Annotated in this window: 16 protein-coding genes and 1 pseudogene; 11 read left to right on the top strand and 6 right to left on the bottom strand. The window is 41.5% G+C overall.

Going from position 1 to position 13,680, the window contains the following annotated elements:
• Positions 1 to 69 precede the first annotated feature (69 nt).
• Entirely contained in the window at positions 70 to 381 is a 312-nt protein-coding gene (locus tag FGG79_RS22130) for a hypothetical protein (protein WP_240794258.1), read from the top strand.
• A gap of 112 nt (positions 382 to 493) precedes the next feature.
• Here the strand turns inward: FGG79_RS22130 and FGG79_RS11635 are convergent, their stop codons facing one another.
• The 3 genes from FGG79_RS11635 to FGG79_RS11625 form a co-directional block, all read right to left on the bottom strand.
• Complete coding sequence (locus FGG79_RS11635; RefSeq protein ID WP_138778457.1) at positions 494 to 916, bottom strand: VOC family protein; 423 nt, start codon at positions 914 to 916, stop codon at positions 494 to 496.
• A 79-nt stretch (positions 917 to 995) separates the two neighbouring features.
• Positions 996 to 1,808 carry a helix-turn-helix domain-containing protein gene (locus FGG79_RS11630; RefSeq protein WP_138778455.1) on the bottom strand — a complete coding sequence of 271 codons (813 nt, stop codon included), beginning with the start codon at positions 1,806 to 1,808 and terminating at the stop codon, positions 996 to 998.
• A gap of 126 nt (positions 1,809 to 1,934) precedes the next feature.
• Positions 1,935 to 2,408 (bottom strand): hypothetical protein, encoded by a 474-nt coding sequence (locus FGG79_RS11625; protein ID WP_138778453.1) that lies wholly within the window; start codon positions 2,406 to 2,408, stop codon positions 1,935 to 1,937.
• Between the two features lie 120 nt (positions 2,409 to 2,528).
• Between FGG79_RS11625 and FGG79_RS11620 the strand changes: the two genes are divergently transcribed.
• The 7 genes from FGG79_RS11620 (at position 2,529) to FGG79_RS11590 (ending at position 7,283) form a co-directional block, all read left to right on the top strand.
• A complete protein-coding gene (locus FGG79_RS11620; RefSeq protein ID WP_138778451.1) occupies positions 2,529 to 3,140 on the top strand; it encodes a CGNR zinc finger domain-containing protein in 612 nt (203 codons plus the stop codon).
• A gap of 160 nt (positions 3,141 to 3,300) precedes the next feature.
• Positions 3,301 to 3,762 (top strand): nucleoside 2-deoxyribosyltransferase, encoded by a 462-nt coding sequence (locus tag FGG79_RS11615; RefSeq protein ID WP_138778449.1) that lies wholly within the window; start codon positions 3,301 to 3,303, stop codon positions 3,760 to 3,762.
• Positions 3,763 to 4,041: 279 nt separating this feature from the next.
• Positions 4,042 to 4,365, top strand: coding sequence for a hypothetical protein (locus FGG79_RS11610; RefSeq protein ID WP_138778448.1), 324 nt, complete (start codon positions 4,042 to 4,044; stop codon positions 4,363 to 4,365).
• 42 nt (positions 4,366 to 4,407) lie between these two features.
• On the top strand, positions 4,408 to 4,734 hold the full coding sequence (locus tag FGG79_RS11605; RefSeq protein ID WP_138778446.1) for an antibiotic biosynthesis monooxygenase family protein: 327 nt from the start codon (positions 4,408 to 4,410) through the stop codon (positions 4,732 to 4,734).
• A 280-nt stretch (positions 4,735 to 5,014) separates the two neighbouring features.
• Positions 5,015 to 5,857 carry an alpha/beta fold hydrolase gene (locus FGG79_RS11600; RefSeq protein ID WP_138778444.1) on the top strand — a complete coding sequence of 281 codons (843 nt, stop codon included), beginning with the start codon at positions 5,015 to 5,017 and terminating at the stop codon, positions 5,855 to 5,857.
• A 149-nt stretch (positions 5,858 to 6,006) separates the two neighbouring features.
• Entirely contained in the window at positions 6,007 to 6,921 is a 915-nt protein-coding gene (locus tag FGG79_RS11595; protein WP_138778442.1) for a GNAT family N-acetyltransferase, read from the top strand.
• 137 nt (positions 6,922 to 7,058) lie between these two features.
• The gene (locus FGG79_RS11590) at positions 7,059 to 7,283 is read left to right on the top strand and encodes a hypothetical protein (RefSeq protein ID WP_138778440.1); all 225 of its coding nucleotides are present in this window, start codon (positions 7,059 to 7,061) and stop codon (positions 7,281 to 7,283) included.
• A 90-nt stretch (positions 7,284 to 7,373) separates the two neighbouring features.
• On the opposite strand, the pseudogene FGG79_RS11585 reads toward FGG79_RS11590, so the two are convergent.
• Together FGG79_RS11585 and FGG79_RS11580 are read right to left on the bottom strand one after the other, a co-directional pair.
• Positions 7,374 to 7,502: pseudogene (locus tag FGG79_RS11585) on the bottom strand (IS1595 family transposase); the annotation flags it as partial.
• Between the two features lie 198 nt (positions 7,503 to 7,700).
• Positions 7,701 to 10,733, bottom strand: a complete 3,033-nt coding sequence (locus FGG79_RS11580) for an efflux RND transporter permease subunit (RefSeq protein WP_138778438.1) — start codon at positions 10,731 to 10,733, stop codon at positions 7,701 to 7,703.
• 410 nt (positions 10,734 to 11,143) lie between these two features.
• Here FGG79_RS11580 and FGG79_RS11575 point away from each other — a divergent pair, with 410 nt between their 5' ends.
• Positions 11,144 to 11,821, top strand: coding sequence for an AraC family transcriptional regulator (locus FGG79_RS11575; protein WP_138778436.1), 678 nt, complete (start codon positions 11,144 to 11,146; stop codon positions 11,819 to 11,821).
• A gap of 47 nt (positions 11,822 to 11,868) precedes the next feature.
• Positions 11,869 to 12,039 carry a hypothetical protein gene (locus tag FGG79_RS21780; RefSeq protein ID WP_171050899.1) on the top strand — a complete coding sequence of 57 codons (171 nt, stop codon included), beginning with the start codon at positions 11,869 to 11,871 and terminating at the stop codon, positions 12,037 to 12,039.
• A 7-nt stretch (positions 12,040 to 12,046) separates the two neighbouring features.
• On the opposite strand, the gene FGG79_RS11570 is transcribed toward FGG79_RS21780, so the two are convergent.
• A complete protein-coding gene (locus tag FGG79_RS11570; RefSeq protein ID WP_138778434.1) occupies positions 12,047 to 13,009 on the bottom strand; it encodes a helix-turn-helix transcriptional regulator in 963 nt (320 codons plus the stop codon).
• Between the two features lie 114 nt (positions 13,010 to 13,123).
• Between FGG79_RS11570 and FGG79_RS11565 the strand changes: the two genes are divergently transcribed.
• Positions 13,124 to 13,609 carry a GyrI-like domain-containing protein gene (locus tag FGG79_RS11565; RefSeq protein WP_138778432.1) on the top strand — a complete coding sequence of 162 codons (486 nt, stop codon included), beginning with the start codon at positions 13,124 to 13,126 and terminating at the stop codon, positions 13,607 to 13,609.
• Positions 13,610 to 13,680: the final 71 nt, after the last annotated feature.

Genomic DNA, 13,680 nt, shown 5'->3' with positions numbered 1-13,680 from the left:
ATGTTTGATCATATTGGGTTTTTAGTCAATGAAGACGAACTCGATGAGATTTGTGAGAGGGCCAGAGAAATGAACTGGAAAATTAGTTCGAATGAAAGAAGAACCTTTATCGGATCTCCATATGGTTTTAGAATTGAACTGCAGAGTAATGTAGACACCATAGACGGGACACCGGCACTTGCCAAAATCGAAGAAATAGATTTGGTTGTAAAAGAAGGAGACGTGGAAAAAGATTTATCTCAATTATTTAACAAGCAAATGAATCAAATACATTCAGTAAAGGGAGGAGCTGCCACAATTAAAAAGGCAGTGATGAGTGGAATTCTGACATCAAAGAAAACGGATCCAAATGGAGTATTTATAGTGAGGGAAAATGATTAATCAAGTAACCTGTGGGGATTATCGGAAGAGGAGTAAGCTCCTTTTTCTTGATCTTTAGAAAAGGGGGCAGAAACCAGCCCACTTATAATGAGCTGGTTCATGCCTCTCATTCTTAGTCTTCTACTTCCCACTCTGGATTCCATACAACTTCCCATAAATGACCGTCTAAATCCAGGAAGTGACCAGAATATCCTCCCCAGAATGTATCCTTGGCTGGATCGGTGATTTTTGCCCCGGCAGTTGCTGCTTCCAGCATTACCTGATCCACTTCTGCTTTACTGCTTACATTATGGCCGATCGTGAATTCAGAGGGACTTCTGGGAGAGAGTGGTACATTTGCTTCTGCAGCTAAGCTTTTTCGTTCCCAGATGGCCAGTTTGAATCCATTTTGCAGATCGAAAAAGGCAACTGCTCCATTCTCAAATTCCTTGCCCAATATCCCTTCAGTTGGAAGGTGTAGACCGTGTTGATAAAATTCCAGTGACCTTTCCAGATCATCTACTCCGAGAGTTAGTACGGTAATTCTTGGTTTCATTGTTCGTTCCTCCTTGTTTACTGCTTCTTCCCTAGGATACCTTATTTAAAGTGAACAAACTTGTAAAAAACGGACAACATTAGGTTCGGGTAGGAAATACAATACTCGGGACCAGTCCGTAAAAATGTTTGAATTCATTGGTGAAGTGCGCATGATCGTAATAACCGTAGTGAAGAGCCACTTCCATAAGGCTTCCATTTTGAACGGAATGAAGATTTTTCAACATACTTTGGAAGCGAATAATACGTGAGAATTCTTTAGGAGAGACACCTAATTCCTCCTTGAATACTCTTCTGATCGTCCGTTCACTGTAGCTGACCTTTTCTGCTAATGTTTGAATGGAGTTCATTCCGTGATTCATGAAAATATAATGAAGGGAGGTTTGGAGTGAATCTGGAATCCGGTGATTACCCAAAGATCTCAATAAGTGAATTAGTTTTGTTTCAACAATATCCATTCTTTCAAGAGTCCCTAGCGCTTCTTGGATTTCCTCGGTGAATAGTAGACCTTCCATTCCCCAAACATCTTCAAGATAGACACGGTCGTCAATAAATTCTTGTACAGGATAGTGTAGGAAACCCCGTGCGTGCTTCGAGAATAAGCGGATGCCAAAAAAATGCTGCTCGTTCGTAAAGGTCAATGTTTCAAAACGCGTCATGAGTCCTGTTATGAAAGCTCCTTTTGAAGGAGAAGAAGCAGTTAAATCAACTATAATATCTACACAACCATCTGGTAAAATCCGGTGAGTTTCCGGGGTATCCGAAGCATAATAATCCAGGCTCCAATAACAAGCTACATAGGGACTTAGTGCATGGTTAGGGTTGTATTCCTGATAGTTCCTTCCGTTTGAGTGTAAAATTGAAGGGGATTGTATGGGCAGGAAAGGATTCATGACGTCACCTCGATTTTGTTCGTACTCCCATCTAGTTTAACCATTTCAGTGAGAGAATTCATTAGATTTGAGTGACAAGCATGAAAGAAAGCTCCGAAGAATGATTCCTGGAGCTTTCTTTCATGCTTATGGCTGGCTTGGGACTTTGATTGCTTTGATCATCTGTCGTATCGAACCGAGATGGTAGGCAGAGTGGGCGATTGCTCCCAACAGACCCGTTGATGTCTGCTCATCTAGGGGGTCATGTGAATCAATCTTTGTAAGTAGTGTTGTGTATTCTTGTTGAAGTTCGGAGTTGAATTGTGTCCATGTGCGTGTGTTAACGCTGGTGATTTTCCAGGATGCTTCCCAGTCCTTGCTGGGTTCCTCTCCATTCAAGTATGATCTCGCAACCCATAAGTAATAACGGGTATGATCGGTTTGAGCCGCGATTGTTGTACCATTGACCGGTATAGAAGCTTCTTCTGCGGATAATTCATCGAGTGTTCCGAATAAACCACTGCCAGGCTTGGATTCTGTGTACCAGCTTCCGTTTCCTTCAGGTCCTTCGAATGTTTCCTTCAACAACGTTTTAACAGCTGCCAACATCGGATTTTCCATCTTAGTACCTCCTGAATTTGTATATAACCATCAAAAATACTTTAGATGGTTATAATTTTACTCCGGTTGTTTCTAACTGTCAATATGTATTATGATGGTTAGAGTAAAGGAGTCATGATCATGTCGGAAATAAACCCTTATATGATGGTCGGAGAACGGCTGTGTATGGATTTCATCAATACCGTCAGCTGGCGGGAAAGTACGGAGAAAAGGCGGGATTGGTTTACGAGTTATGCCAAATTGGTCGACTGGTCGGTCCATGCTGAAGTGTTGACTGCCCAACAGGCACAACACCTTCTTGTTGAAGCTGGGGAAAACCCTTCTCAAGAAGCAGAAACCCTGAAGCAGGCAATCGAACTGCGGGAAGTCATGTATCGAATGTTCAAGAGCATTTCAAAGAAATCCTCGATGGACGAGCAGGATCTGGCACGCTTCAATGAATCCGTGAGAACCTTCTATCGATCGTTACAAGTCATCCAAGATGAGGATCAATTCACTTTGGAGTTCAAACAAACAGAGAAAGATCTTGATACTATGCTGCCTCCCATTCTGCAATCCGCTGTAGATTTACTCGTTTCAAAAAATGAGTTGGAGCGGGTCAAGCAATGTGAAGGGGATCCATGTGGATGGCTATTCTTCGATACAAGCCGGAATAAAAGTCGGCGCTGGTGTTCCATGGCCGATTGCGGGAATCGAGCGAAGGTACGTCGGTTTTACCAGAAAGAGAAGTGAAGTGAATCAGCATTGATGTGAAATCGAGTATGTAAAATCTCATACTCGATTTTTTTCGTGCCCATTAGAAAGCAAAAAGGTACGGAATGTAAAATTCATATACATGAACGGAGAGAAAACCTAATATGATACGTAGTAAATACGTCTCGGGGGAGATCATATGGAGAGCTCGAATATAAGAAATATCAGGGTTTTTATTGCAAGTCCTTTTTTCAATGAAGAGCAAATTGACCGGATCCAAAGACTGGAGAATGCCCTCATGCAGAATCCTTATGTGTCGGAAATCTTTTCTGCACGATTTCACCAATTTGACCATCTTCCATTTGGATCAAAAGAGTGGAGGCGGGCGGTGTTCCAAAATGACTTGAGATCTTTGAGACGTGCTGATGTACTGGTGGGCATCCGTGATTTTGAAGGCAAGTATGTGGACAGTGGGACAGCATTTGAGATTGGTTATGCCTACTCCATGCGTAAGCCGATCCTATTGGTTAATGAAAAGAATGCTACCATGAATCTAATGATGGCCAACAGTTTACACGCTTACTTTACAAACGTGGACGCTCTATCAAACTATGATTTTCACCGCATGCCGAAAGCCCCGTATGAAGGTCCGGTTATATGAGCGATGTCTCTTATTAGAATGGAGGGACATTCAATTAAGTATTGTTACTCACTTGTTGTTTATGTTGTTTAATCGATTACGGGTTAATGCCCCCATTTTTTATTAAGCGCCGAAATAGCTGAAGATCTGTCAACTGATCTCCAGCTATTTTTTTATTCGAGACGGATTAGTTCCAATTTTATTTTTAATTTTCTTGAGTAAGTAAGAGTGTTTTGAAATAATTGGTAGTAAGTTGATTGGTAGGATACGAGTCAAGACAATAAGAAAAGAGGGGAAAGTGTGACAAAGAGAAATAAGGCTTTCATTTTGAGTTTGCTGGTAGTAGTGGTGTTAGTATCCCTGCCACCATTGTTAGCTCCGTTGGTTCACGATCATGACTCACCGAGGTCTGCATTAAGAGAAGCCATTTACAAGGATGGTCATCCATATCAGAGCTTTATTGCGTGGATTCAAAAAGGGGATTATCAAGATCAAGGATATGGACAGCTTTACCATGTATATTGGTATGATTACAATAGTCCGACCGGCGACACCGCAACCATATGTTATACAAAAGGGGTAGAAGGTGAAGGGTATGAAGTTAGCTGTGGGACTGGTCCATAAAATGGTTTGTCATAGAAAATAGTAGAGGTGGGGGAATAAGAGATGGATGGGATTGCTAATACTCCAAAGCCGCCTTACTATGCGGTTATATTTGTTTCACAGCAAACAGAGAATGACAGAGGTTATGGGGAAATGTCCAAAAAAATGGTAGAGTTAGCTTCCGAGCAGCAGGGTTTTCTAGGTGTAGAAAGTGCTCGTGATGAGGGTGTGGGAATCACTGTTTCATATTGGGAGTCATTAGATGCAATAAAGCAGTGGAAGGAACATTCAGCACATCAGGTTGCACAGGATAGAGGGAAAAAGGAATGGTATAAAAGCTTTGCATTAAGAGTATGCAAAGTGGAAAGAGATTATTTTTTCGAAATGTAATATGTTTAGGCATTCGTCAGCTAGAAGGGCAATAACCGGAGATCATCTTATTGATCTCCGGTTATTGCCCTTCATTTATTTGTCAGTTAAATTGAAGAAATCGAAACTTTCACTCTTTGGCTAACGTCTAATTAAGTAGGGAAGTTTCTTGATCCTTTAGCAGATAAGTCATTCATGACAGCTGCCTTAGTTGCTTGGTACATTTGAACATCGATTAGCTGCTCTTCGGCTTTTCTTGTATTCAGTTAACGGGCCGTGAAGGGAGAATGGGGGAGAAATGATGTGGGAACAAAAACTAATTAAAACAGAACGAGGGGACTTTGAAATATTCGAAGCCGGGAATGGTGAACCATTATGTGTGACACATCTATATAGTGAGTTTAACGAGCGTGGCTACCATTTTGCAGATCGCTTTGTGGACGACTTTAAAGTTTACCTTGTAAATCTGAAAGAATCTGGGAATTCCACAGAAATTAAAGATGAAGATGAGTTAAGTATGAGTGAAACCAGCAAGGATTTAGAAGCTATCCGAGTAGCTTTAGGGTATGATGACTGGAACTTTGCTGGCCATTCTACTGGAGGGATGTTAGGACTCGTTTATGCTGCTAATCATCCCGATTCCCTAAAACGCTTAATTGTAGGGGGAGCATCTGCTACTAATGAGTATATGGAAGATCGGGACAGTATTTATAGTGATGAAAATCCCCTTAACAAAAGCTTGAAAGAGGTATTTTCCACCCTTAAATCTAAAGGGTCAACAAAAGAAGAACGGGCACAAGCAGGTAGGGAATGGACAGAAATGTCTTTGAATGACCCGAGCAGATTTGATGAATACTTTTCTAAGCCAAGCAGTGGAAAAGTTGTTCAAAGACGTTTAGATTATTATTCTTATGCCGAACTGCCGACGTATGATATTAGAGAAGACATCTCAAGAATAAAAACACCGACAATCGTTTTTTGTGGAAGATACGACTCTCAATGCCCTTTTGTATATTCAGAAGAAATTTTTCATCTTGTTCCTAATTCAACATTTTATATATATGAAAATAGTAACCATTCACCTCATTTAGAAGAACTAGAAAAATTCAGGGGAATGGTAAAGGATTTTAATCATTTAGCCTAAACGACTCTTCAACGGGAAAACGGATAAGTCTAGACCCTGCAGCGAATGCGGGGATCTTGGACGTTCGTCCGAGGAAAATGACTAAGGTACATAATGTACGACCAAATGTGCACAGTAGGGAAGTTAGTTGAAAAGGAGGGGAGAATAATATGAGTGAACAAAATCAACTGTTGAAAGAGCATATTGAGTTAGAAGATGGGTTGAGATTAGTGTATCAAGAACCCAAAGAATACAATCGATATTATTCCATTTATCATGGACAAAAATATGCAGACTACTATTTTAGAAGGTCCCCTGCGACATTAATAGAAATCGCAACCATATTTGACTGCGGATATTTCATCATGAAGGATGATACTATCATTGGTGGTGTATTTATAAAACCCAATTTTATGTACGATTTATTTATTGTTCCACCATATGAAGATTATAAGGGGCTAGTGCACAAGCTTCTGAACCATTTAAAAAAGGTATCAAAAGCGGAAGAGAAAATCATTGTTAGAGAGATTGTAGAAGAACATGTGAAAACGTATGAGCACCAAGGATGCCAGGTTCATGAAGTGAATTATTGGATGACCCGACCAACACAACAGGTAAAGGCAATGCTACCTGAAGGGTATGGATCAAACCCTGTTTCAAGTGAAGATACAGAAGATATAGCAAATTTACTTGTGAATTCCTATAAAGCTAATCCGGCTTATAAACAAATTGGAACCAAAGAGGATTATATTCTGCATGTAAAGGAATTCATAGAGGAGCATAAAAACAATACAATCATGGATAAATGTTCAAGAGTGATTGTAGATCAGAGCACGAACACCATTGTTGGAGTCTGTCTTCATATGGAATTTGAAGACTATCCTCTCATCATGAGTCTAGCCGTAGACCCTGAACATCAACAGAGAGGTCTTGGACGATTCTTGTTAACCCATTCCATCAACGTATCGAGTAAAGAGTACCCGGCTACCCGTTTATCTGTCATCAAAGATAATCCGGCGATTACGCTTTATGAAAACCTTGGATTTATTCGGAATAAATCTATAACTGATATGTATGTAGTTTAATTAAAAAGGCTCTTTTCGTAAAGATTGTGGCTTTTAATTATAACAAGGGAAATTTACTTTTTATGGTATTATATTAAGGGGAAAACAGCTATCAGGAGTTTAATTCGATATTACAATTAGAAAAAGGGGGGGATTTTATGAAAAAAATATTGTTTCCGTTATTAGCTTCAGTTGCGACAATGGCTCTATTCTATGGGATTGGGAATATATTTAATTTATCTCTTTTTAGGTTTTCACTCGTACTTAATGAACCATTAGAAAATGGGTTGATTTTTGATGCTAATATTGCATTACTTCCTTTTGCTATCGGCTTAATAGTTGGATTTGTTGTGGAACGTATAGTTAAACTCAGAAGCGTATAATTGCAAACAAGGTACAATGAAAGAAAGAAAGCCAAATGGACTTTGACGCAATAAGAAATACAGTCGTTCCAACATAGGAATGGCTGTTTTTTATACCTCACGCAAGAAATTGACGGTAATACAATTCGAATTTTCGCAATCACTGAGGAGCATTTGGTTTATCTGTTCCTTTTCAGCCAACTTCTTACCTTGCTGAAGGAAGCTGAACCAATAAAGATAAAGACTCTTTAAAGAAGATCTCATCACTTTCGAATAAGGATGGTCATAATAGCAACAATCTATGCGAAAAGAGCCATTAAAAAAAATGGGGCTGGATTAATTGTTAAACAAATAGAGGCAAACAATCATCTCTCTGCTCTATAAGAAACTAGGCTGCCGAAAATGATTTCGACAGCCTGATTCCATTATCTTATGTTATTACTGAGCTATTTTTTCATCTGCTGCTAATTGCTCTGCCCGCTGGCGTTTCGATTTCCTGAAATAAAGCAATTCGTAGAACACAGGTACTACGACGAGCGTCAGCACGGTGGCACCGGCAAGACCGCCGATCACCACAACAGCAAGGGATTTGGATACAAGACTTCCATCTTCTGTGTGACCGAAAAGAAGGGGAAGCATGGCGCAAATGGTGGCAATCGCTGTCATGACCACCGGACGAAGTCGAGTGCCACATGCTTCTAAAATCGCGTCACGAATGATCATCGTTTCTTCATTCTGCTTGACGCGGTCGATTAAGACGATGGCATTCGTGACGACGATACCGATTAGCATCAACGCTCCGATCAGAGCAGTAGCGTCTGCAGGCACCCGGGCAATGAGCAGACCGAGAACGGCTCCGATTGAGGCGAGTGGCAACGTAATCAGAATGGCCAGTGGAGCTTTCAACGTCTTAAAGGTCAGGACCATAATCAGGTAGACAATCAAGATAGAAGCAAGCATCGTTATTCCAAGGTCCTTAAAGTCGTCGGCCTGCTGGGCAGCGGCACCACCAGTATCGAGAGAAACGCCTTTCGGTAGTTCGATCGTGTTGATTTCTGTACCGATATTCTTCGAAATAACCGATAGCTCCTCAGGCTCGACTTCTGCCGTGATTCGGACATATAAGTCACCATCCTTATGCAGGACGGTACTAGGTTTCTCCTCTTCCGTGATGGAAGCCACGTCAGTTAGTGGCTGGATGCCCGCACTTGTTGCGATCGTCAAGTCTTTCAAATCTGACGTCGAAGTAGGATTAACACCTGCGTCCAGGAACACAGGAGTTGATTCTTCATCTAAGTTGATTACCCCGATCGGCTGTGGGTTCAGTAATGAGCGGATTTGCATAGCCGTTTGCTGGGCATTTGCTTTCTCCGTATTGACGTTCACTGTGAAGACGGGTGACGTTTTCTCCTGATTGCTTGAGACCTTCTTCACTCCATCCACACTCTCGATCTTATCCATAATCGTTTTGGAAGTGGTCAGAAGTTCATTGGTGTCATTTCCGACGACGTCATAGGTAATACTGGAATTGGATGACCCTCCGAAGATGGATGAAGGTGATGCAGTGATGATCACGTCTTTTTCATCTTTTTTCACTTCATTCACGTTTTCAATGAAAGATTCGGCATCTGCTCCTTCCTTCATGATGACGGTATAGGAAACAGTGTCCGGATCACCCACTTCTCCGTATTGAGCTGCTTCTTCACTTGACCCATATTGGGTAATCAAATGATCGTACCCTTCAAACTCCGATAATTTGTCTTCGAAGCCCGACATACGTTGTTTGATAGTGTCTTGCGGCGTATCACTTGGGAATTCCATTGTGACAGCTACAAATGAGGCATCATTCGCACTTGTAGCTGCTTTCGGTAATGTGATATAAAGGGCAATCGATCCTCCAAACACAAGAATAGCCAATAGGATAGGAACGATTTTTTTATTGAGTGACCATCTTAACACGCTTACGTAGCGGTGCGGTGTGTGATGTGTCGGCAAGGTTGTATTTTTCAACATGACACGACTTAACAATGGCACGACCGTCACGGCTACAAGCAAGGAAGCGAGCAATGAGTACGTAACCGTCAATCCAAAAGGAAGCAGGAATGCCTTTAACGATCCATTGACGAGTCCCATAGGTAAGAATACGGCCACTGTAATGAGAGTGGAAGACGTAATCGCACGGGAAACTTCCTTTGTAGCTAGGAGAACATTTTGTTTGGAAAGCTTCTCATTCTGGCTGCGCCTGAAAATATTTTCGACGACGACGATGCTGTCATCGACCAGTCGTCCGACAGCTACCGCTACCCCACCCAAAGTAAGGATGTTCAGTGTGACTCCAGATAACCAGAGAAGGAAAAGCGTGATACAGAGAGATAATGGAATTGAAATGACGGTAATCAGAGTCGGCTTGAATTTTCTTAAGAACAAAAGAATAACAAGCGTAGCGAACAGTGCACCTAAGGCTACTTCGCGAACCATGCTGTTCACCGAATTCTCCACCATTTCCCCTGTTGTGAATAATGTCGTAGCTTCGACCCCTTCATAGTCCTTATTGATTTTATCTACCGTGTCTTGTACTTCTTCCCCTGCAGTAACGGCACTGGCATCACTTTCTTTGAAGAGAATAAGTGCCAGGGCTTCTTTCCCGTTTACCCGTGTGATGGTGTTTTCACCTTTCACTTTCTCAACGGTTGCAATGTCTTTCAGCTTTACGTTAGGGGCGTCTTGGACTTGCAACGGGATAGGCAAGTTTTTTAACGCGTCTACGGAAGTCAAGTTGTCCGTGACGTTAATCGTACTCTTCTGTCCATCAATCGTGGTGCTTCCGGCAGAAGCGGAGACATGTTGTCCTTGCAGCACTCCCATCACCGCGTTGACCGGGATATGTAATTTTTCTAGTTTGTCATGGTCAAGGTTTATTTGGACATGTGCATTATTTTCACCAGCGATACTTGCTTGAGACAGGCCTGCTTGATTTTCAAACAGCGGCTTGAATTCATCGTTGACGAGATCAAGGTTCTTCTTCGTTAATCCCTCATCAAATGTCACCGACACTTGACCAATCGGAATCATCGAAGTATTCAGCTGAGATATTTGCGGTTCTCCGACTCCTTCAGGAAGCTGGATTCCTTTGATTGCATCCTCGACTTTCGCTTTAGCTTCCTTCATATCTGTCTTGGAATCAAAGTTGATGGAAACTTGTGAATATCCCTCCCCGGTAGTGGATAGGATCGATGTTTTCCCTGAAATAGATGTGACCGACTGTTCCACGGGCTCTGTGATGTTCGAAGTCATGGAACTTGCATCATACCCCTGACCCAGGGTGACGACTGTAACTTGTGGATTATCCGCTTCAGGCAAGAACTCCATAGGCAAACGGAAATAACTAATGATGCCGATAATTAAAGTGATGACCACAAAGAGCCCCATGGCCGCCTTATTGCGAAACGCCCAGTTTGTTAAAGCTTGCATGTGTTTTCCCCCAATACTGATTTGGTTTTTTTTACCTTCATTTTTAAGGATAACTGATTATTGACTCAATCACAGCCTCCTCCAGGCTAATATTGGCCTAGGTCTTGAGGCGTAGTTCATCCACTTTACCGACCGTTGGCCACAACATTCATTTTACTGAGGAAGGGAGTCTCGTATTCTTAAAAATTGAAAAATATCTCTGTCAAATACTAAAGTGCTTTCCTCGTTTTAAATAGTTCAACAAAAGGCCGCCTTCATCCAAGAAGGATTGAGGCTTTTTTTGTGGAAGTAATAATAGTAACTAAATAGGTTAGTGAAGAAGAGTTTTCACTGTTCATTAACTGTAGAGACAAACTATTCGTTTCATAAATACAGAAGTACCACCCATAGAGAGAGTTGGAGGTGTCACTATGATTCAAACAGAAACGGTACATATCCTGAATGGAACAGAGATGTACAAACGTTTCAGAGAGACAGAGTTTCTTGAAACTGAAGAGATGATCCCATTAAACGAGGCCATGTGTTATGGAGAGACGTGCGAAAACATATTTTCAGATGAGTTTATTGAGCTGCGTTCCAGACTTCATCATGTAACACCAGGTCAGTATGCTGATATCACCCTTAAACCGTTGCAGCCCCTCTTTGAAAGGACTGTTGAACATATTTGTTTGTGGTTTGATGAAGATATGTTTTGTCAAATGAATGTTCTGACGATACTCGCATGGTTGGACCAGAGAAAGTATAAAGGATCGATTGACCTGCATCTTGTGGATCATCAATATAAGCCCGTGAATGTACATAGCTTAGAAGCGAAGGGGTATACAGCTCTTTACGAACAAGTAATGCTTCATAAAACCATGCCTGAGGAAATTGAACTCAAGCCTCTACATAAGGGAATTGATCTTTATTTGAATTACCTTAATAAAGATAGTGAGCTTATGTTGTATATTCAAAAGCATGGGGACGTTCCGGCAGAAGAGCTGGTGTCTCATATGATCCGAAATTTTAAAGAGTATGGCTTAGGGGATACACAATATATTGAAATGATCGAGGACTGTCGTCGGAATCCATCACCCGATACCCTTTAATCAGCTATCGGGTGATGGAGGAAATAAGAGCTTGAAGGAGATTAACTATGAATCAATTTGCACTGCTTTTAACCTTGTTTTTACTTGCTGTAACAGCTGAATGGATCGGCAAGGTATTTATTAAGCGTCATGATAAAGGAAATACTCAAATATTTTCTTTTATTGTGTGGGGTGGACATATGGCCACTTTCATTGTCCTAAGGTTTCTGGAAAGGTAGCTGGTGGTCAAATTGAATTGAAGTGCCACCCTTTTTGAACTTCGTGAACCATTTCTTCAGGCATTTCCCTGACATTGAGATCCCCGCCGAGAAATAGCAGCCAGTTTATGAATTCGGTCAATTCTTCGGGCTTATGGACATTGACAAAAGTTTCTAGAACGGCTGTGGTTTGGTAAGGGTTCGTATAAGCGATGGATACTATTAAAGGATGATATTTCTTATACTGGGCAATTGCTTTCGGGCCAAGATCAAGGACAAGATTGATTGGCTCTTTACTTCTGTTTACTTTTTCTAGAATCTCTTTTTCACGTATTCGTTTCCTCGGAGAGTATGGTTTAACATCGATGAGTTGGTCGGCGGGAAACGTACGCTTCTTTTCTTCCTTTAAGTCAAAGCCTTCAATGATCCAGAAGCTTCTTTCATGGTGAAGGTGCAACAGATAGATGGAATAAGATTTGATGTTCTTCTCTTCTTGGATTGTCAGTGTTAAATATCGATCAAAAAGGAGCATCTGAAAAAGTGTTTCCACCATTGGATGCGGGAGGTCTGAAAGGTCGAGTAAGTCGGGATTATGGGGGTTGGTCCCTTCAAATAACAGGAGTTGGTTCAGGAGAATCAGGTCATCTTGCTGGCTTTGTGAGATGAGGCTAAGTAATTTCTCGGCTATGGATTGACGGCTTTTTAGATAAGGGAGCTGCTGATTACGAGTCGCCATAAATGCAATAAATAGTGCTTTCACTTCATAATCGGTAAAACGGACTTCAGGCAGGACAGAATTGTGCATGACAAAATATCCCCCATCTCTTCCAGCTTCTGAGACGAGCGGCATGCCCATGGACTCAATCTCTCTTATATCTCTTACCGCTGTCGATCGTGAAATGTTAAATTCCCGCATGATTTCTGAAATGGTAAAGTGAGCTCGGTTATTGATATATCGCATCATGATATTGATCCGTTCAACTTTTTTCATCTGGACCTCCAGAAAAGGTATCATTTTTTGATACTATTTAACGCTATTATATAGTTATCAAGTGATGCAGACAAATCGCTTGAAATCATTTAACAAAAAGGATGGTTTTTGAATATGGCAGAGTATCGATTAGAGGAAAAAGACAGTTTTATCGTAATAGGGTTAGGAACAGATCTTAAGAGTGATTATACTGATTTTGCTGGATTGAACAAGGAAAAGGCGGATTTCTGGCAAGCCGTCAGTGAAGATGGAAGGCTTGACACGTTAAAGTCCCTAGCCGCAAATGACTACATCTTCGCAGTGAATGAAGCGGTGAATCAAAAGATGATGCATTATGCAGGGGTCTTGGCAGATGAAACTTCACCAGTACCGGATGAAGCCAGAGTGATTCAATTCCCTAAGGGAGAATACGTGGTTGTGAACGGGGAAGGGGAGACGGCTGAAGAGCTGAATAATAAGGTTACTGCCATAGCCTTTGGTCAAGTCTTACCAGAAGCAGAGGATGTCGCTTATGTTGGTGCACCAAATGCGACGGTTGAGATGGGGCACCGGGACGGGAAGATATTTGGTGAGATGTGGATTCCTGTTGTAAGGAAATAAGAAACTGGATGGCGTAATCCATGGAGTGGATTACGCCATTTTATTATTTCATGTTTTCCTTGAGTTGATAG

The organism is Bacillus sp. BHET2, assembly GCF_005938125.1.
GTDB lineage: Bacteria > Bacillota > Bacilli > Bacillales > Bacillaceae_B > Rossellomorea.
Note: the sequence above shows the minus strand (reverse complement) of the source record. Positions and strands in the feature narration are given on the sequence as shown.